Raw genomic sequence first — 17,298 nt, forward strand, 5'->3', positions numbered from 1 at the left:
CAACAGTGGTCATGTGATATTAGCAGCACCATACTATTTGCTGGGGAAATACCGAGGCGGCATGACCGCCTCGGCCTTTTCCTTAGTCAGTGGGCGCACGCCAGCAACAATTCCAAGTAGGGATATAGCTGCGCGAGCATCTCTGGCAGTGTCACGATAAGCAGGGCGGCATTGCTGTTTGGGGGTTGTGTCATTACGGCGACCTCACGTTGATTTTAAAAAAACGCACTGGACGGAATTGTCCTTAAAGTGCTGAATCTCATGACGGTTCACGTTGACTCAATTTTATGAGTTGGCTTTGCCTTGTTCAATCTTTCGGTATGCGTGAAGTACCGTAGTATGATCGCGAATTACTAGAGTTTTTTCCTTCTACCCCAATCTCTACTTATCTGAAGTAGACGCTTTTGGGCGCAATCCCTAACTCGCTTCTGTCCAGAGGTGTGCTGACCGGGAATGAACAACGAAAATTACGCAAAGCTGCCAATCTTTACAATATTGCCCTGATACTGGTGTTATTTAGAGAATTAGGTATCAGGCCCCATTGCATGTGGGTTTTCTAAGTTTTAGTTAGATGTACTTTATTGTCCTACGACAATATGCCCATGCACCTTAACTGAGCCCTTTACAAGGACTGTGAGTACAGGATATAGCTTTTGCACAAAAGAAAAGCAACAACCGAGAATGACTCGGTTGTTTCCATTCGGGATTTAGTTTTCAATTTTTATGTATGGGTAACGGTCTTTAATATTTTCGTTAAAGAATGTCCCGTGACTTGTAGAAATGTAAAAGTCCCTCCATGTTTCTTCGTCAACTCCTTCATATCGGTATCCACCGCCATATCTGAACCGGACATCCAAAGTATTTGAAATGTAGGAATGACCAATATGCGATATCGCGGATGAGTTAGAAGGGTGTTGTTCAAACAACGGATATGGCGTTAAATTATCGATTATTTCACTCATCATATCCGCTATGTATGGTGCGGCGTTATCTTGTAAGTATGAGTCTTTCAGTCCATGCCCAGAAGGATCAAATTGAAGCGAGGCTGAAACAGGATTAGCTTCAATTGTACCGAAAATAATGCGAACGCCAGCCATTGGAGCGTCGTTCGAGTTCGTAAATGTTTTTGCTATGTGTGGATTATTGACGCCGATGGGACCACCATAAGAAAAAGTTGGGTTTGCGATTCCTATGTATCCGAGCATGGGGTACTCTGACAATGCAACCCCATTGGGGTATATATAGTTATTGCTTACTTCTGTAAATAATCTATTTCCATAAAAGTTACCTTGGGAATGGGTGACTAACACCGTTCTCGCGCATTCATCAAGAGTAGATTCCAACCTAATCTTCATGTTCCTATAGTCAGTCTCTTGAGCTAAACCAGAAACCTGCTCATAAAACTCTGTATAGAACCATGTTAAGGCTGCAGCCGTGTAGTCGATATATTCTTTAAGCTCTCCGCTAAGTGCGGCTTCTACTATTCGACCTTTGTCTCCATTCCTCTCTTCATCTGTCAGTTTATGGAAAGCGACTTCGGCCACTTGATAGACAAATTCCTCTGAATAATTTTGAACACCGGTAACATCATCGTTAATCGGGTAACCATAAAGATAGCTGGTTTGAAAATCACTTAGGGCATTGATGTTTTGCCGAAAAGTAATTTCGTCAGTAAACATACCATTTACGTAGAACAACTGTACGGTATCTATATTTTTGACACAGTAGCTTTCAGCAAAGGCCGCGCTTGATGCCAACAAAGTCAAGAGTGATAATCCAATAGATTTACGCATTATTGCTGTCCTCCTGACATTAACGAAGCAGGACAGGGACTATCTTCAAAAATGAAGGCATCATAATCTGAGTCCATCAGTTCGAATAGTCGTCTTTTACCGATACGATAATAAACAGCACGATATATGGAGTCCGTAAATAGGCTGTTAGGCATTTTCTGTATCAGGCCATCTCTCCTTAATTGTTCAAAGCAGCCCCCCATTCGAATGAAGCTATTCATCTGCTTGGTTGCATCTTCTTTGGACAGTTGTATTGAGCTGTCAAGGGCAAGCTCGTGCAACAATTTATATTCATATGCGGCACTGAGTGCGAACTGGACGATTTCAGGTGATGAGTAAGTTTCAATGACGGCAGCTTTGTATGAGTCACGAATACCGTCATTGTCGCTATCAGCCCCGAGTATGGCTTCAGCTGATTTAGGATCGAGGTCCGGTTCAGGTTCAACTGGGGGAGTAACATCGCCGCCCAGATCTAAATTTACAAGATGACGCCAGGCTGAGGACTCATTCGGATATTCACCCTGCACCCACCATTTAGACAGGTAATACTCGCCCTTATAGTTAACTAACTCAGCGCCGTTGTAAGCTTCTTCAGCTTGGAATAAAGAAATATTTCCGTTTTCAACGTAAAGCCAACCGTCCCAGGAAACATCATTAACTTCAGGGGCAGAGCCAGAATTCCAGTGGATAGAGACGAATGTGTTTCCGTTATGAGTGACGACGTCACCAGCATTATAAACGGCGTCACTTTGCCAGGGCGTAGACGCAAAGCCGGACGTAGATGTGAGCAGTCCTATACCGAGAAGTATCAGGTTTTTTCTCATAAAATATCATTCCTCAAAAAGTATTTTCTATGCCTTCTTTCGAAGATGTGTAGGTAACTGTGTGAATTTGGCGTTCATACCGGTCAAGCAGTGTGATTGTGTCACCGCTGTTGTTTAACGTGACTCCGGAGTTGATAGTGAAAGTAGCTTGTTCACCTGAGGCCAAACTGGCTGAAATTAGGGTGTTTTTATCGCTGGCGTCTCTTAGCAGTAACTGTCCATTAAATGGCGCTCCGGAATTAAGAAGAGTTATTGTTTCGTTCTGGTAATCGGTCCCGATTGGATTAGCTAACAGAGAAGTAATGGTGAGTTTGGGTTGGGGGTGTGCGTTGATACCGAAAGTGGCTATGACCGGAATATGATCGGAAGCTCTAGTATCTTCATTACCGACTACGGCGGCGATCTCTTCAAAGGTGTATGCATACTTTTGGTTGTTGTATGCCGATATAAAAGCGGGTGTTGCCAGTATCTGATCATACATTCCATGAGTAACTTCTGCGCTAGCGGCATAATTGTCTAGGTTAGTTTGTCGGCTGTCCGGAACTACCGGATCAACTAGTTCAATTAAAGCGTCCGTTTTAGCATTACTTTTTAACCCGTAACTGACTTTGTTTTGAGCGACTAAAGGCTCTGAAAGATTGACAAAATAGCTGCCCGGCACGTTTTCCAGTGTTTGCGGGGAAAAAGCGCCAGCTTCTAAAGTATTTAGTGAAGCGTCATCCGGCGTATCATTAAAATCACCAAGAAGGACGACTTGGTCATAAGAGCTGGAATCGATGAAATCGAGAATATCGAGAGATGCATTAACCCTTGTAGTTTCTGTGTCCAGTCTACCGCTATATCGTGATTTGGCATGATGATTAAGCACGAGGACACCGCCGGCATCAGTTGACACAATCAGTTTCAGAACTCTTCGTTCGTCGATGAAGTTGGGGTTATGCTTATCAAACACGAAGTCCAGAATTGAATCTGCATTCTTTACGGCTCCAGAGGCCAGAGTGTAATCAACACCTTTGCGTACAGCAAAAGCTAGGTTCATATCGTCTGTACTGTCATCATCAAGAATGATCACCCATTTTTCGGGGTCGAAGTAGTATTCGGCTGCAAAGCGGTCACGGACCTCTTGCAACGCAACAATATCCACGCCTTCAAGATGGTCTACGACTTGCTGGAAATTTTTCTGGCGCTCTTTCTGCATACACGCGGACAGAAACTTAACGTTATAGGTCGCCACTGAGAACGTAAGTGTGTCAGTATCGGAAGGTTCTGCGCGAACAAATTTGGTTGAGATGATTAAGAAAAGAGATGAAAAATAGAGTAGTTTACTGAAAGACATACTGCCCCCTTGCTTTAGTAAACAAGAGAGTCTGTTCTAGAAGATAATTGACCTAATTCATAATAGGAGATTGCCGACCGAGCATGATATTGCTCCGTACTGATGTACACCATACTTGCAAAATAAGTTTGGGCTGGTCGCAAGTAACAAGTGTATGCGTGTCCTTTTGAGCTGCGCCATTAGTTTGGACACCGAGTTAAGTGACTTTCCATACTTTATGTAATTTACTAAATGCTAGTGGTCTAATTTCTGAAAATTATTTTTTATGTGGTCATGATGTTTAACATCAATAAGCAAGAGGATGTGACTGATATTGTTGTAATCGAGTCCACCCCAAAAGGGATCTTTGAAAAGGTAGCTGTACAAGCGTTGTCACAATGGAAATATAAACCACATCAAAGATGTTAAGCTTATTGATCAAATACAAATATTAGTGTTGAAATCTAACACAGAGAAAATTGTTCAAGAGCGATTCGGCACCGCGTGGCATTTTCACTATGCGTTAGGTTCAGCGGTTAAGGTGGTATGCGGAGGCTTTTGTATTACGTTGCTCACACCTTAACAATGACTCTAAGGGGCGATTATCAAGGAACAAACCAGAAGCAATAATGCTCTCTTTAAAATAAACAGTTCATCTTTTAGTTCGTATGTTTCCATTTGTTTGCGATTCCGCAAGCCTATGAGCCCCCAATCCACTCGAACAAACACAGATGGCTATCATAGATATATCGGGAGTAGGGGGCATCCTCGTAATGCTGGCGAATTCGGCTGCTATGTTAAGCGGCATCGCATTACGTGCGTGGTATTTCTAATTCAAGTAATTGATGAAAATCACGCATTGGTATGCAGATATAAATCACGCCCACGTTCGCCGTACCATAGCCAACGGCCTTATGTACGTACCACCACACGGTTCGTAATCCCTCGGCGGTTTCTTCATCCCATTCCAGTACACTACCGATAGGAACATGGTGCGAAGCAATACGCAGCATTAGCGGCTCCAAGGACTCGCCAAGGTTTTCGTCGCCATCATCCATCATGAAGAAGTTCTCTTGCTCATCTGGACAATCCAATATAGCCACCAGCTCTGGATCGCTATAAGTGAGCACATCTTGGTTGGTTTCTAGCTCTAACACTGATTCGTTTTGGTAATTATCATCCGTTGGTGCCGATTCTGGCTCAACAGGGCGATACAGGGACGCTTCAAAGTGATCAGGTGATAGTTTGATAGCCTTAATCCAATCATCCCTTAAAACACGATTAAAGGGCTCATGGCCTTGGTATCGAGCCTTTCTTACTACAGGTTTAACTACATCACTCACTTGATGATTCTCTCTAATCTGCTTGGTGTTACGTTCATCAATCTTGCGAAGTCGGTCAGTGCTTCACTCTTAGTTTTCCCTTGCAGCTTGTAGCCGTCATGGAAGTTCTGGAAGCCGACCTTAATCATATCGATATAACCTTTCTTCTCGTTGGACTCCTTACGTAGTTTGCGCGCTTGGCGCTTAATGGTTTCGCTTTCTCGTTTCTGCTTGGCGATCTGTTTTTCCACTGCTTTCTGAGCGCGTAGGTACTTCGCGTGTTCGCGCGTAGCGGCGGCCTTATCCACCACCGTTTTACGGTTTCGTGCTGCGGCTTTCTTCTCGTTCTCGTTAAGCAAGTACGTTTTGTTATCCGAGCCAAAACCAACACGGCGCGCTTGCTGCTTCATTTGGTTGGCCAAGATGCGTTGCCATGCCAGCGATTGCAGCATAGTTGTTGCCTTTAGAGCATGTTTACATGCCACACCGGACAATTCAGGGTTTCGGATTTTCGGGAACGCAAACTCTTTAGGCGGCGCTATACAGTAGTTACCCATAGTGGCCAAGTATCGATACCAATACTGGTGACGGCCACAGTCGCAATCAAAGGAAATACGGCCAGCACACGCCAGTTGCACCGCTTGGTTGTAATCTCCATTAGGCGGTTCGTGTAGTAGCTCATCCCACTGCTCAAAACGCACCTTTACTCGGTGTTCTTCGTGTCTAGACACGCTTGAGGCTCTAACACGAATAAGCGCGATATTGTTCTTAATACCGATCAACGTGGCCTTGTTAATACCCGTACCGTCATCGACACGGTTGTTAGCGCGGTCTATGTCAATTTGACGCGAGTTCTTCACCAAAAAGGCGTAGGTGATACCCGCTGTCTTACTGTCATAGACCTCTTTGTGTCGCTGGCGAGCCTTGTCGAACTTGATCAGGTCTTCTTTGGTAAACCGTTGCCCTTTAGCCTTTTCGCCTAGCGCTTTTAATGCCTTATTAGTTGGCTTGGCCAGCGTTGAGGCGGTCAGCGTTCGCTTGGCATTGCGGCGGTTTTTCTTTTGCGCCCGTTCAATCTTGTTGAATAGCTGGTTGAACTGTCTCTCATTGAGGCCAAGGCTGGCAAATGAGCCGTTATCCCGTTTCTCCGCTTCAAACTTCTTCGGCATAAGTTACAGACCCATTTCGTCCATGAATTGACGCATGGAACGACGCACCCAAGATGCTGGTGGCATTTTGATGGTTTCGCCAACAGGTAGCGGATTCATTGGGTCGTCTACGTCACAGACCAGACTGACCAGCCAATCAAGCTCAACCGTGGCGTAAGCTCTGTAAGACACAAGATCCGCACGATAAACCTCATCAAGTCGAATGGTGTACTCAAACAGATCGGTATTGCCCGAACGGTTGACGTATTCCATGACGATGGCAAAGAAATGCGCCCGTAGAATATCGTCCTCGATGTTCTCTGCTGAGAGGCGGGATAACTTACTCATGATCACCCCCCATACGATACTTACCGTCTGCGATTAGCCCCGTTTTTGCCTTGAACAATCCCATTGCGCGCGAGGCCATTCCTGGCTCTTTCTTGGGCTTACGTAACAGGCCAAATAAGCTCTTAAGTGTTACCGTGTCGCCGATACTGTCTTGTGTAGCTGCATAGACCACAAACATGAGCGCGTAGGTATCAGGGCGCAGTTCTGACCAGTCAATGTTGTACGTTGGTTTACCATCCGTTCCCCGTACTTCTTCTACGATGGACGGCGACACTTCGAAGCGGCCACCAGCGTTAGGCGGGTAGGTGATAGCACTTAGGGATGTGAGATAGTTATAGGCTTCCATTGCCGACACAATGATCGGTCTGCCTTTTGCGTCCAGTTCGGACAGGCGAACGGCACGCCCATACTTCGAAAAGTAGGGCGTAACCTCGTCCACCAGCACAATAAAACCGCCTTTTTTGAGCTTTTCTAACTTCTCGGGCAAAGTCAGCTTAAGGCTCATCAATGAGCGCTCTAATTGTTGGCATTCGATGATATGGAGTTGACCATCATCTACACCAGCAAGCATAAGTCGTGGCTGGCCAGATGATAGAGTAAGTACAGCTATGCGCGTTCGTGCCATGTTGTGACCTCTAAGCGCGCTTTTTAAGATGGGGATTCTTGGTCAGTTTAACACCATTAACCAAGTTTTTTAGCCCTGTTAATGGTGTTTATATTAATTAATGTTCGGAATGTTGAGGGTAAATGTTTTCGAGCAATTCAAGTGGCAATCCCGCCAGATTATAGACCTTAAACAACAGCTCTATCTCTGTACCGTTGTGGATCTTCCATTGCGCTTTCCCGCCGTACTTCCCTTTTGCGTGGATAGGTATCATATCGGGATACTGAGCGCGCTTCTCCGCTTCTAGTAGCGTGTCGTGGTGATAACAACACAAGGGTAATACATACGCATGCGCCCGTTCTCCAACACGACCAAACACATGATGCAAGGAAATCACCGGATTCTCTCGGCCATGCAGCCAACACGTAATACATGGTAAGCGGCCAATGGCATCCATGATGCGCCTTTCCTCTGCCGTGGGCGTTCGGCCTTTCAATCCCTTACTGGCGATCTTTTTGGTCGGTTTCTTCGCTACAGGCTTCGCTTTTTGGCGCTCGATGCGCTGTTGCTGTTTGTCACGCTGCTTTTTCTGGTATTCGGGATCATTTAAGCGCTCGATTTGTCGCTGGCGCTGACGCTCTTGCTGCTGTAATTGCTTTTTGAAGCGTTTCTGCCGTTCCTCGGGATCGTTCATTTTGGCGATTTGCTTTGCTCGCGCCCGTTCCATTGATTGTTTTTGCTTCTCTCGTTGTCTTTGAAGTTTCTCTGCTATTGTCAAAGCCATTAAAAACACCTACTATTTGCTTGCTCTTGTTTCACATTTGCTGGTGGAACATGAAAAGGCTGGTAACTCGAATTTGCTGATTCGAACTGTTTGCTAAGGCCAGCCGCAAAAAAACCGCGTTTATTCGCGGTTTTTTTGTACCTATCAAAAGTAACTCTCAATTAAAACCCGATGGCATGGCTTGCCGTCATCGTTACGCATACGTTGCCCCAAACTGACGATCTTCATGAGCTTGCCCTCGTAGTCCCAAGGCTGATTTCGAGTTAAACACTCTTTGGCTCGTTTAAGCGCTGGCGAGCCAACTAAAAGATAAACGGCTTTGCGAGGTTTCACGCAGCATTCTCCGTAGCAATGTTTGAGGAAGTGATCATAGATAGTGAACGTTCGGCAAACTTAAGCTCTGCTTTGCGCATATCAATGTCGCGCTCTACATGCAGTGTGAAGTTGTCACAGAACACACCTTTCTCCTTCTGGTGCGCGTTCAGCTTCTCTTTAAGTTGCGTTATTTCTTGATTGAGTTTTTCAATGTACGACTTGAAGTAAACCTCGCTGCCGATTTCCAGCATCACCGATGCAGGACTACGAATGATAGACAGGCCATCGCATGTAGATTCGTTGCGTAAAAGGTTAAGAACATGCTCGCCGTCTTGAGTTAAGCTGTAATTCTTGCGGTCTGGTTTACCGTCTTGCGCTTCAATTTCGTGTGACACTAAACCCTTTTCCGTCATGCGACCAAGTTCGCGGTACACTTGCTGGTGGCTGGCTTGCCATGCGCCAGATTCAGGCATTGTTCGGTTTGTTAGGTCATAGCCTGTTTGTGTTCTCTGCTCAAGAATTGCTAGAAGTAGATTACCCAAAGTCATAGTTAGTTACCTTTTGTTATTGATGCCAAATTTCACCCGTATCCTCGTCAATAAATCCATGACATAGATACTCTCTACTTGTTGAGTAATGCGTAAGTCTTCCCTTTAACGCCTTTTTGTTGCGGTTATGCCAGTGCTCGTATCCGGCAGTAAACGCATATTGGTTGTTGTTGTAGTCTGCATAATGCAGATCTGAGCCATTGCGAGCCTCACTCACTCCCGCCGACCAGCTTGCTAGAAAATCGTCACGCTCATTGAGTTTGATAGCTTGTCGCTCATCATCATGCACCCCAAGTAACGTGATAATTCCTAGCCCTTGGATGCGGTCAATGACGGTCGTATCGAAATAGCCGATGTAGATTTCATCGTGCGGGATAAACTCTACTTGTAGTGGCATTTCGTAGACCGTTCCATCTAGCGGTAGAGCTTCCATAAGCTCTATGAGTAGGCTCAACTGGTTTTTTGGAATTGCCATTGGCCAGCGCCTTGTCTAGTTGTTTAACCACATCAGCGCACATGGAAAAGCGAGGCATTTCATTTCGTATCGCTTTTTCGTCTGCGCCCTCAATAAAGGCTTTCGCCTCATCTGCACTCCCTAACATCCAACTCACACACACGTTCGCTACCGCGCTAGTGTTGCGGTTAATGGCCATCGATACTGTTGCTCCGTGGTTAGACAGGGCAATAGTGCCTTTGCTGATATTGAACGTTTTTATGGTCATTTTCTACAAATGATTGAGCGTGTTCGGAATTTGGGGTGAGACTACCACATCAAAATTAAGATATGCAATAACTAATTTAGCCCTTAATATCAAAAAAATACACATAGATATAAGTTTACGTGTTCGGAATGAAAAGGTGTTGCCATAATTCGAAAATGGGATTAGATTACGCCCCAAGCAAACAGTCGGAGCAGTTTAAGAAATGAATCTAATTCACGGATTTTGCAGCAATAACCCACTAATTAACCCTGATATGGTGCTAATGCAGAGAGGTACATACGCCCACCAGCTAAAGCGACTTTTCACTGACAGCAAACTACGTGTTGGCCATCTTTATGAGATGAAAGCGACAGCAAGTAGCAGTGTTAAGTTTTGGGGTTCACTCTCTGCTTATTTTGATGAGATTACTTACAAAGCCAAGGGAAGTTACACAGAGATTGATTCTCAATATCAATTTTTAACCTATCTAGCTGATGCGGTTTACTTGATCGAGAAAAAGGGCATTGATTGGGATGTCACCATCCAGTCATTGATTTTGGATGATGACCAAACGCAAGAAACCAACGATCAACAGCTACGCAATATCAGCCACCTTTTGAAAATGACACAGCAATACGCAGAGCAGTTTTAACGATGGTGACGATCTACCCATTAGACGAATTTATTAAGGCAAATTTCCGAAGCAATTCGGAGTTTGCCAGGATACATGGCGTTGTCTTAAACACGGTTTACAAGATGAACGCTAACGGAGTTCATGCCAGCGGTGACAGAAATAACTACACCCTTTGGTATGGCAAGAAACACGGCAGTGAACAACAGCAATTGTTCTAGTTCCACCAGCGATTGGCAAATACATATCAGCCACCATAAGTAATATTGGTGGCTCGATTCCATCTATTATGAAATTTAGTTAATAAATGTTATCAACTGCATATCTAGAATTATCTATCTGTGGTTAGATCTACGAATAGCTCTAATTTTACAAGGTTGATAATGAAAATTGAGGAACGTATTTACAAGTTGCTCCAAGAATCTAGCTTTCCAAGCATAGTTTTGCTAGATGGGCACTGGGGAGTTGGTAAAACGTATTTTGTAAAGCAGACCTTGATGCCCTATTTGAAGAATAAGTACAAAGCCACACATAAGGGTCATTACCTCTCTTTATACGGTGTTTCGGATCTGGATGATTTTAAAACTCGGCTGCTTTCTCTTGTGTACAGTCGTAATGAACAAACAGGGTGGTTCGCAAAGCGCTATAGTGGTGTAGGCGATTTTGCAATGCAAACACTAGAGGGAACTAGAGGAGTAGGGAAAGCGCTTGGTAATGTTGGTTCAATTGTAAAGCAACATTACTTTAATCAGTTGAATGATCGAGTATTATTCATTGACGATCTAGAGCGCCTTTCTAACGAGAATGTAAAGTCAGAGATATTGGGCGAATGCTTAAACCTATGTGAAAATAAGAATATAAAAATCGTTGTCATTGGAAATCAGGGAAAGATAGAGAAGAAGGCAGACATCGAAAAAGTGTTTAGTGACATAGTGCACTTAAGTCGAACTCCTACCGATTTAATGTCCGTTGTCGATCAAATCTATATTGAAGAAGAGACCTTACCAAATGAGGCGAAGCAAATTATTGAAGACATGCTTCGCAAGTATGAGGTAGATAATATTCGCATAATTAGGCGCGCTATAGATCGTTTTTATGCCATAAGTAATCTCTTTATTCGAAAGGATGAACTGGACTACAGACAAATCGATGAACACAATCTTATTACATCACTAGCGACATGCTTCGCTATCTTCCATCATGAATTTTCCTTGGACGAGGTCTTGCAAGCCCTAGATGAAAATCCACTCATCCATAGGAGAAAAAAGGGGGAAACTGAGCAAGATAAAAGGATAGAGTTGCTCAGAAGTTTAATCCATCCTCTTAGGCCTCACACCACCGATAGCCACGTAAGATATATAGCAGCTTATGATAACAGGTTTAAAGATTTAGAAACCGAGATGAAGTTGCCTGTAGCAACTGATGACATTCAAGAAATATTGGATTATCAGTTTCGTAGACATGACGACTTGTGGTTGTCAGAGCGGCTGTCAAGATTTAAGCAATACATAGACAACCCAAAACCAACGGACTTTGTCAATTGGTGTAGAGCCTGTAGTGCCTATTCCTTTATGATAGAAAACAGGTATATAGAATATGATTTCGACGAGTTTGTTTCTAATATCAAGAAAGTTTTTGATAAGTTCATATTTGAGTCAACAGCGCATGTGAATATGCTTTGTAGAGATATCGGATACTATGTACACGACAGTCATTTGCGAAACGTAATATCTGAATTTTTACGCGATAAAGCTACTGGTATGCAGGCCAGTGAAATGGCAGTCTACAGAGAGCAGTTAGTGCAGTCTTGGCAGAGCTGTGCTGAAGTTACCGAACAAAAGTACGGCTCCAAACCTTTCCTACAACACCTCCAAAAGAAAGATTTTGATCAGATGATAACAAATTGGTCAAGCGGGGAGCTTTATGACTTTTCTAGTTTCATGTATCGACGTTATGACTTTAGCAATATTGAGGATTTTCTTTCGGAAGAGCTTGACGCTCTTGCCCTGCTTTGTGAGTGCATCGAGAATGAAAGAGAAAGATTACCTTACGGGGCTAAATTAGGAGTTTTAACTGAGCTCGCATCTAAAATATCCTCAATTCATGAGCGGCTTGGCAATAATTTGGAGTTAAAGTCAGGGGGGGGCGGTTCGTCTTGACGAAGGATGGTATGGCCAGTTCTCTTCAATTGTCATCGCCTCTCATTAAGCCACCAGCACCAGATAAGGAACAGAAGTAATGATCATCAACTACGCCTTAAGTACCGCGCCTTATTCAGATGATGTTGAGTCATGTATCAACGTTATGACGGCAAGCATGTTTGCTCTTGATAAAGAGAGCGGAGCTGAAACCGAAGTTGCTACGTGTGATTTCTACATAGTGGACTTGGCCAGAGCATCAAACATTACGAACTGTCACGATTTACTGGATGTGGACGGTAGCATCTATCACTTTGTTCAAATCCTTGATGATGATTATTTGCTAGAAGAAAGCATTGAAGAACGCAACGTAGATATGCATTGGGGAGTCTGTCCAGAACCAGATCGCCTTATTGTCATCCACGAATTGAAAGTGAAGAAAGAGCATCGAGGCAACAAGTATTCTAAAGCCTTAATTGAGGACTTTATTGCGCGATTCACGTCGATTTACGACATTATTGGGCTAAAGGCATTCCCGTTAGAAGATCGCTCCGAGGAAAGCGTCGAGACGCTTAAAGGCTACTACTCAAAGATTGGTTTTAAGGACGTTGGCATCGATGATTTGATGTTATGGCCAACGTTAGAAGAACCGGATTGGGAAGAAATCCTATCGGAAACTGATCACTTGATGAGCTCACCCAAAAACACAGAGCATTTGGAGCAATCAATAGCTCAATATCGAGAAAACGAGTTGCGAAACTAACCATTAAGCCACCAGCACGGTGGCTTTTTTGTGTCTATCAAATAAAAATAGGCACAATTGTTGACATGTAAAATTTCATAGGTACAATTGTGGATGTTGGGGGTAAGTTTAATTCCCACGTTCTTTAAAAATCTGAGACTTAACAATTACTTTATGAGGTGATCTATCGGCAAGTACCATACAGATAAAGACATGAGTAACGCAATCGGCGAAGCAGTTAAAGCTGGTTGGATATGGGAGTTAAGCAACGGGCATCCAGCAGGGATTCTCAAATGCACCCACAAAAACAAATGTCATCGAATGTCAGTACCGTCAACACCCGTCAAGAGCAAACGACCTTGGTGGGCTAAGCGGATTAGAAAAGCTGTAAAACAGTGTAAGTAATATCAATCCCCTTGACTGCTCAAGGGGATTTTAAAAGTCTCGATTTTTTATTTCATTAAGTATCAATGATACGGAGAGAGAGTTCGATGAGTATCTATGAGTTCACTCTAAACATCGGCAATATCAACATCACGAACGACAACGATTTACTCGACGTATCGTGCAAACTGTATGAGGGCGCTTGCTCTGACGCTGCGGTTATGTCTGTTGATGAAATGCTATATATCGAATTTGAGCGAGAGGCAGATTCTTTTGTTCAAGCTGTAACACAAGCAATTAAGGACGTGGAGTCGGTAGATGGCTACAACTTGCAGGTTATCTCTATTGAGGGCGACCTTGTGAGTTTGGGCGAAGCTGCGGAGTTCACCGGAGTTAAGAAAAGTACATTAGCAAAATATAAAAAGGGCACATTTGGTGGCGGCGGCTTCCCTGTGCCAGTTCGCAAGGCTTCAAAGAAAGATCCTCTTTGGAGACTTAGCGACATAGTAGATTGGCTATATCAAAAGGGTAAAGTTACTAGCGAGCTGGTAGAACGCGCCCGAATGTTGGATGTAATTAACTATCACTTAGAAACCAGATTGATGAAGAATAGCGATAAGTACGCAAACATACTCATTAATATCTAAACTAAACTAATAATACCCATAAAGTAATAAAGTCTCAGTTGCCACCAGCGTATAGTTGGTGGCATTTTTTATGGTTAAAAACTAAAATGCTACTAATTGCTTAATGAAAGGAATAATAATTGAAAGAGTTTGATTTTGCGCTGGTGGCCAAGTCCCAAGGCGAATTGAATGCAGACATGCTTTGCGAGCTTTCTAACGCGCTGTTTGAGGTTGGTGCCAATGATTGCACCGTATCTGCATCTGGCAGCGATATTCGTATCGAGTTCGACCGAGAAGCTGACTCATACGAGAACGCCGTTAAAAGCGCAATGCAGCAAGCTAATCAGGTTAGCGGCCTTACCGCGCTTAGTGTGGCCAATAGCCAATAATTCGAGATACGGAGGTTGACTATGGCTCCACAACTCAAAGAATTTGACGCATCGGACTACTTAACCGACCAACAGGCCATTCAAGCCTACCTCGATGAAGCGGCAAGCACTGGCGAACCCGCGATCATTGCAGAAGCCTTGGCCGCTATCGCCAAGGCAAAGGGCATGGATAACACCTTACAGCCACCTAATGACCCCTCTTTATCCTCATTAATCTCGCTGGCGAACGTGTTAGGCGTATCAGTCAAGTTAGGGATTAACGGGGAATAATATATTCCAGTTGTTCGGTCAAACCGAATTACTTATTAAATTTCCTGTTCGGAATTTATTCAATTTAGTTTCATTTCTCTACAGAAATGAAACTAACCCACCAAATTTTGATTTTTAAGGTACTTTTGACCAGTGCCGGACACTTTTTTTCAACTATTTTCGCTTTGCCATTGACGCGCCGATTTCGATTTTCTAACTTTATATCAAAGAAAGAAAAGCATGATAACTATATCAAGTCTTATCGCGCTGGCCATTGCGGTTTATAAGTTGGCCACACCAGAACGCATTGAAAGAATTAAACTTTCTATCGAAGCATTCAAAACCTCTAAACAACTGATTAGTGACCTAACCAAGTTTACCAAACAACTGCGGAAGCTAGTGTTATACGTGGATATTGGCCTGTTCCTAATGGTTCTAATTGACTACGCTGAGTTAATAATCCCAATCGTAGCCAACATCCCAACCTAACCCACATGGCGCGCCTTAATGGTGCGCCTTTTTTTGGCCTAATTAGCGCCAGTGATACACAAAAAACAATCAATTTATATATGATTATTAAAAATGTGTTCGGAATTTAATTAATAGATGGTATATTCAAATCGTTCCTAATCCCCTTGTAGTTAAAGGGAATGTTTAGAAACGGGAGTTACCTAATGATTGTCTATAAAGTTGGACGTTACACATTTTCTGCTGACCTACGCCGATACTCCAAACAAGTCGGCCAAGAGGGCAACTACACACTAGGCTTTTGCACGGTCGAGTACCTACCTAAAGGCAACAGCCTTTACCATCCAGAGCCGAAGTTAATCGACAGCAACAAACCATATGACATTATTGAGTTTGACCCTAAAGCCAAGATCAACGGCAGCCTGGCAATTCAGTGCGAACCTGATAAGCACAACGCAACACAAGCCGAGGAAATTAGCTGGATTGCTATTCAAATTGACGCACCAGATGGCGACTTAGACGGACTCATCCGAAGAATCGCAGCGGAGGGCGGCGTAGAGCTTAATGAGCAAATCTTGAATCAGACCCGAGAAAACATATACATGCGCTACTCAACGCCTACTCAAAGCGATCCTGCAACGGTTGGCGCGCTTATTCGCAACACATCAACCCTTAAGGCCGACTTCTATTACAAAACCCGTATCGAGTCGCTAGCGAAGCATTTCAACACCACCAGCCGACAAGCGGAATGGTTGGTGTTTATCGATAACGGTTCAAAGATGGCTAAACGTGACGACGGCTGGCACCCAACACTACTCGACCTAGACGAACCCGCCACAGAGAAAGAGCTTAATGAGCTGGTGGACGCTGGCGCAATCGCCTTTGATGCAGAGAGCAACACGTACACCAACACTGAAAAAGCAACCTTAGCACTAAGAGAAAACTACCTGTAATCCACCAGCAAATGTGAACAATTAGGAGCAAATTATGACACTTGATGATTTGGTTTTTCTTGTTTGGAAAGACGCAACCATTGACGGCAACGAACTACACGGCGTAGTGACGCTGAATGAAATGGAATTACTTGGCCTTGTTCGTGAGGCATTCGAGCGCAAAACTGGCCTTAATGCTCAACATATCGAGTTACGCGCCATCACTAGCGAACCAGACGAGTTTTACGCTGACTTACCACGCATTAAAGTAGGTGGCGACGATGAATAATTTCTCTGAATTAACGTGCTTTGATTGCGGTTGTGGCGTTGAAGCTTTTTATCAAGATAACGGCGCACCGTTCTATCAAATCTTCTACTGTCCAGATTGCAAAGACAAAGCAGTAAGAGAACAGGCCGAAGAACAGGAGGACGAGTAATGGCGAAAATCATCATCGAAATCAACCAACCAACAGACCACAGCGGCGTTGTTGCCTTACCAGAAGCAGGAGCGGTTGCTACTGCATTAAATGTGGAAATTTTCGTTGAGAACGACGACAGACAAAAGCTAGCCACACTGGTAGCCGATAAGCTGGCAGACGTATACACAGCAACGATACAAACAGGCATTAAGGCGGCGGTTGATTCTGTTCTAAAGGAAAGCATTCAAGACAAAACATGTTAATCAACGGCATTGAAGTTACACGCGCATTGATCATCCGTAAGCCGTGGATTCATCTTATCCTCGCTGGCTTAAAGGTTTGGGAAATGCGCTCTACCAAAACCAAAATCCGAGGCACCATTGCCCTAATTGAACAGGGCACTGGTTTAATCGTTGGCCTAGCGAACTTAACGGACTCTTTAGAGCCTCTATCGCATGCAGAATTGATGGCCAACTTTGATAAACACAAGGTGGACTATGACGCTATGCCTGAGCTGGCTAAATGGCGTTGCCCTTGGGTTTTGGATAACGTACAGCGCATTGAGCCAACCCCTTATGAGCACAAGGTAGGCGCTGTTATTTGGGTAAATATCTAGGA

24 protein-coding genes are annotated in these 17,298 nt (G+C 43.9%); 13 read left to right on the plus strand and 11 right to left on the minus strand.

What is annotated here, in order from left to right; all coding sequences use genetic code 11:
* Positions 1 to 707: 707 nt before the first annotated feature.
* From CBX98_RS19840 to CBX98_RS19850, 3 genes are read right to left on the minus strand one after another with little or no spacing between them, the layout of a single operon-like run.
* Positions 708 to 1,793: a KTSC domain-containing protein gene (locus CBX98_RS19840; RefSeq protein WP_109170068.1), complete on the minus strand. Its 1,086-nt coding sequence runs from the start codon at positions 1,791 to 1,793 to the stop codon at positions 708 to 710.
* Positions 1,793 to 2,617 (minus strand): carbohydrate-binding protein, encoded by an 825-nt coding sequence (locus CBX98_RS19845; RefSeq protein ID WP_109170069.1) that lies wholly within the window; start codon positions 2,615 to 2,617, stop codon positions 1,793 to 1,795. Before CBX98_RS19845 ends, CBX98_RS19840 begins: the two co-directional genes overlap by 1 nt.
* A gap of 13 nt (positions 2,618 to 2,630) precedes the next feature.
* Positions 2,631 to 3,953 carry an endonuclease/exonuclease/phosphatase family protein gene (locus CBX98_RS19850; protein WP_109170070.1) on the minus strand — a complete coding sequence of 441 codons (1,323 nt, stop codon included), beginning with the start codon at positions 3,951 to 3,953 and terminating at the stop codon, positions 2,631 to 2,633.
* 276 nt (positions 3,954 to 4,229) lie between these two features.
* Here CBX98_RS19850 and CBX98_RS26605 point away from each other — a divergent pair, with 276 nt between their 5' ends.
* Entirely contained in the window at positions 4,230 to 4,361 is a 132-nt protein-coding gene (locus tag CBX98_RS26605) for an energy transducer TonB (protein ID WP_242446602.1), read from the plus strand.
* 383 nt (positions 4,362 to 4,744) lie between these two features.
* Here the strand turns inward: CBX98_RS26605 and CBX98_RS19860 are convergent, their stop codons facing one another.
* The 8 genes from CBX98_RS19860 to CBX98_RS19895 all read right to left on the minus strand — a co-directional run bounded on the left by CBX98_RS19860 (position 4,745) and on the right by CBX98_RS19895 (position 9,476).
* Positions 4,745 to 5,275 carry a hypothetical protein gene (locus CBX98_RS19860; protein WP_109170071.1) on the minus strand — a complete coding sequence of 177 codons (531 nt, stop codon included), beginning with the start codon at positions 5,273 to 5,275 and terminating at the stop codon, positions 4,745 to 4,747.
* A complete protein-coding gene (locus CBX98_RS19865) occupies positions 5,272 to 6,423 on the minus strand; it encodes a phage tail protein (RefSeq protein ID WP_109170072.1) in 1,152 nt (383 codons plus the stop codon). The genes CBX98_RS19860 and CBX98_RS19865 overlap by 4 nt, the downstream gene beginning before the upstream one ends.
* Positions 6,424 to 6,426: 3 nt before the next feature.
* Positions 6,427 to 6,750, minus strand: a complete 324-nt coding sequence (locus CBX98_RS19870) for a baseplate protein (protein ID WP_109170073.1) — start codon at positions 6,748 to 6,750, stop codon at positions 6,427 to 6,429.
* Positions 6,743 to 7,375 carry a hypothetical protein gene (locus tag CBX98_RS19875; protein ID WP_033905395.1) on the minus strand — a complete coding sequence of 211 codons (633 nt, stop codon included), beginning with the start codon at positions 7,373 to 7,375 and terminating at the stop codon, positions 6,743 to 6,745. Before CBX98_RS19875 ends, CBX98_RS19870 begins: the two co-directional genes overlap by 8 nt.
* 97 nt (positions 7,376 to 7,472) lie before the next feature.
* Complete coding sequence (locus CBX98_RS19880) at positions 7,473 to 8,138, minus strand: Ref family recombination enhancement nuclease (RefSeq protein ID WP_109170074.1); 666 nt, start codon at positions 8,136 to 8,138, stop codon at positions 7,473 to 7,475.
* 144 nt (positions 8,139 to 8,282) lie between these two features.
* Complete coding sequence (locus tag CBX98_RS19885) at positions 8,283 to 8,471, minus strand: hypothetical protein (RefSeq protein WP_104968909.1); 189 nt, start codon at positions 8,469 to 8,471, stop codon at positions 8,283 to 8,285.
* Positions 8,468 to 9,001: a PadR family transcriptional regulator gene (locus tag CBX98_RS19890; protein WP_052484257.1), complete on the minus strand. Its 534-nt coding sequence runs from the start codon at positions 8,999 to 9,001 to the stop codon at positions 8,468 to 8,470. Before CBX98_RS19890 ends, CBX98_RS19885 begins: the two co-directional genes overlap by 4 nt.
* Positions 9,002 to 9,017: 16 nt before the next feature.
* Positions 9,018 to 9,476, minus strand: coding sequence for a hypothetical protein (locus CBX98_RS19895; protein ID WP_109170075.1), 459 nt, complete (start codon positions 9,474 to 9,476; stop codon positions 9,018 to 9,020).
* A gap of 449 nt (positions 9,477 to 9,925) precedes the next feature.
* Here CBX98_RS19895 and CBX98_RS19900 point away from each other — a divergent pair, with 449 nt between their 5' ends.
* The 12 genes from CBX98_RS19900 to CBX98_RS19955 all read left to right on the plus strand — a co-directional run bounded on the left by CBX98_RS19900 (position 9,926) and on the right by CBX98_RS19955 (position 17,296).
* Positions 9,926 to 10,354 (plus strand): hypothetical protein, encoded by a 429-nt coding sequence (locus tag CBX98_RS19900; protein WP_109170076.1) that lies wholly within the window; start codon positions 9,926 to 9,928, stop codon positions 10,352 to 10,354.
* A gap of 362 nt (positions 10,355 to 10,716) precedes the next feature.
* Positions 10,717 to 12,492, plus strand: coding sequence for a P-loop NTPase fold protein (locus CBX98_RS19910; RefSeq protein ID WP_109170077.1), 1,776 nt, complete (start codon positions 10,717 to 10,719; stop codon positions 12,490 to 12,492).
* A gap of 79 nt (positions 12,493 to 12,571) precedes the next feature.
* Positions 12,572 to 13,234 carry a hypothetical protein gene (locus CBX98_RS19915; protein ID WP_242446597.1) on the plus strand — a complete coding sequence of 221 codons (663 nt, stop codon included), beginning with the start codon at positions 12,572 to 12,574 and terminating at the stop codon, positions 13,232 to 13,234.
* Between the two features lie 470 nt (positions 13,235 to 13,704).
* On the plus strand, positions 13,705 to 14,244 hold the full coding sequence (locus tag CBX98_RS19920; RefSeq protein ID WP_109170078.1) for a hypothetical protein: 540 nt from the start codon (positions 13,705 to 13,707) through the stop codon (positions 14,242 to 14,244).
* Positions 14,245 to 14,363: 119 nt separating this feature from the next.
* The gene (locus tag CBX98_RS19925) at positions 14,364 to 14,612 is read left to right on the plus strand and encodes a hypothetical protein (RefSeq protein ID WP_109170079.1); all 249 of its coding nucleotides are present in this window, start codon (positions 14,364 to 14,366) and stop codon (positions 14,610 to 14,612) included.
* Between the two features lie 21 nt (positions 14,613 to 14,633).
* Positions 14,634 to 14,882, plus strand: a complete 249-nt coding sequence (locus CBX98_RS19930) for a hypothetical protein (protein ID WP_109170080.1) — start codon at positions 14,634 to 14,636, stop codon at positions 14,880 to 14,882.
* A gap of 219 nt (positions 14,883 to 15,101) precedes the next feature.
* Positions 15,102 to 15,350 carry a hypothetical protein gene (locus CBX98_RS19935; protein ID WP_109170081.1) on the plus strand — a complete coding sequence of 83 codons (249 nt, stop codon included), beginning with the start codon at positions 15,102 to 15,104 and terminating at the stop codon, positions 15,348 to 15,350.
* Between the two features lie 185 nt (positions 15,351 to 15,535).
* The gene (locus tag CBX98_RS19940; RefSeq protein WP_109170082.1) at positions 15,536 to 16,282 is read left to right on the plus strand and encodes a hypothetical protein; all 747 of its coding nucleotides are present in this window, start codon (positions 15,536 to 15,538) and stop codon (positions 16,280 to 16,282) included.
* Positions 16,283 to 16,316: 34 nt separating this feature from the next.
* A complete protein-coding gene (locus CBX98_RS19945; RefSeq protein ID WP_109170083.1) occupies positions 16,317 to 16,550 on the plus strand; it encodes a hypothetical protein in 234 nt (77 codons plus the stop codon).
* On the plus strand, positions 16,543 to 16,698 hold the full coding sequence (locus CBX98_RS26295; protein WP_161440665.1) for a hypothetical protein: 156 nt from the start codon (positions 16,543 to 16,545) through the stop codon (positions 16,696 to 16,698). The genes CBX98_RS19945 and CBX98_RS26295 overlap by 8 nt, the downstream gene beginning before the upstream one ends.
* Entirely contained in the window at positions 16,698 to 16,943 is a 246-nt protein-coding gene (locus CBX98_RS19950) for a hypothetical protein (RefSeq protein ID WP_109170084.1), read from the plus strand. The genes CBX98_RS26295 and CBX98_RS19950 overlap by 1 nt, the downstream gene beginning before the upstream one ends.
* Positions 16,937 to 17,296: an ASCH domain-containing protein gene (locus CBX98_RS19955; RefSeq protein ID WP_109170085.1), complete on the plus strand. Its 360-nt coding sequence runs from the start codon at positions 16,937 to 16,939 to the stop codon at positions 17,294 to 17,296. The genes CBX98_RS19950 and CBX98_RS19955 overlap by 7 nt, the downstream gene beginning before the upstream one ends.
* Positions 17,297 to 17,298 lie beyond the last annotated feature (2 nt).

The sequence above is a fragment of the Vibrio sp. T9 genome (assembly GCF_003123985.1).
GTDB lineage: Bacteria > Pseudomonadota > Gammaproteobacteria > Enterobacterales > Vibrionaceae > Vibrio > Vibrio diabolicus.

Coding starts and splice junctions, on each gene's coding strand:
- CBX98_RS19840 (WP_109170068.1), bottom strand. CDS start 1,793: ATGCGTAAATCTATTGGATTATCACTCTTGACTTTGTTGGCATCAAGC.
- CBX98_RS19845 (WP_109170069.1), bottom strand. CDS start 2,617: ATGAGAAAAAACCTGATACTTCTCGGTATAGGACTGCTCACATCTACG.
- CBX98_RS19850 (WP_109170070.1), bottom strand. CDS start 3,953: ATGTCTTTCAGTAAACTACTCTATTTTTCATCTCTTTTCTTAATCATC.
- CBX98_RS26605 (WP_242446602.1), top strand. CDS start 4,230: ATGTTTAACATCAATAAGCAAGAGGATGTGACTGATATTGTTGTAATC.
- CBX98_RS19865 (WP_109170072.1), bottom strand. CDS start 6,423: ATGCCGAAGAAGTTTGAAGCGGAGAAACGGGATAACGGCTCATTTGCC.
- CBX98_RS19870 (WP_109170073.1), bottom strand. CDS start 6,750: ATGAGTAAGTTATCCCGCCTCTCAGCAGAGAACATCGAGGACGATATT.
- CBX98_RS19875 (WP_033905395.1), bottom strand. CDS start 7,375: ATGGCACGAACGCGCATAGCTGTACTTACTCTATCATCTGGCCAGCCA.
- CBX98_RS19880 (WP_109170074.1), bottom strand. CDS start 8,138: ATGGCTTTGACAATAGCAGAGAAACTTCAAAGACAACGAGAGAAGCAA.
- CBX98_RS19890 (WP_052484257.1), bottom strand. CDS start 9,001: ATGACTTTGGGTAATCTACTTCTAGCAATTCTTGAGCAGAGAACACAA.
- CBX98_RS19895 (WP_109170075.1), bottom strand. CDS start 9,476: ATGGCAATTCCAAAAAACCAGTTGAGCCTACTCATAGAGCTTATGGAA.
- CBX98_RS19900 (WP_109170076.1), top strand. CDS start 9,926: ATGAATCTAATTCACGGATTTTGCAGCAATAACCCACTAATTAACCCT.
- CBX98_RS19910 (WP_109170077.1), top strand. CDS start 10,717: ATGAAAATTGAGGAACGTATTTACAAGTTGCTCCAAGAATCTAGCTTT.
- CBX98_RS19915 (WP_242446597.1), top strand. CDS start 12,572: ATGATCATCAACTACGCCTTAAGTACCGCGCCTTATTCAGATGATGTT.
- CBX98_RS19920 (WP_109170078.1), top strand. CDS start 13,705: ATGAGTATCTATGAGTTCACTCTAAACATCGGCAATATCAACATCACG.
- CBX98_RS19930 (WP_109170080.1), top strand. CDS start 14,634: ATGGCTCCACAACTCAAAGAATTTGACGCATCGGACTACTTAACCGAC.
- CBX98_RS19935 (WP_109170081.1), top strand. CDS start 15,102: ATGATAACTATATCAAGTCTTATCGCGCTGGCCATTGCGGTTTATAAG.
- CBX98_RS19940 (WP_109170082.1), top strand. CDS start 15,536: ATGATTGTCTATAAAGTTGGACGTTACACATTTTCTGCTGACCTACGC.
- CBX98_RS19945 (WP_109170083.1), top strand. CDS start 16,317: ATGACACTTGATGATTTGGTTTTTCTTGTTTGGAAAGACGCAACCATT.
- CBX98_RS26295 (WP_161440665.1), top strand. CDS start 16,543: ATGAATAATTTCTCTGAATTAACGTGCTTTGATTGCGGTTGTGGCGTT.
- CBX98_RS19950 (WP_109170084.1), top strand. CDS start 16,698: ATGGCGAAAATCATCATCGAAATCAACCAACCAACAGACCACAGCGGC.
- CBX98_RS19955 (WP_109170085.1), top strand. CDS start 16,937: ATGTTAATCAACGGCATTGAAGTTACACGCGCATTGATCATCCGTAAG.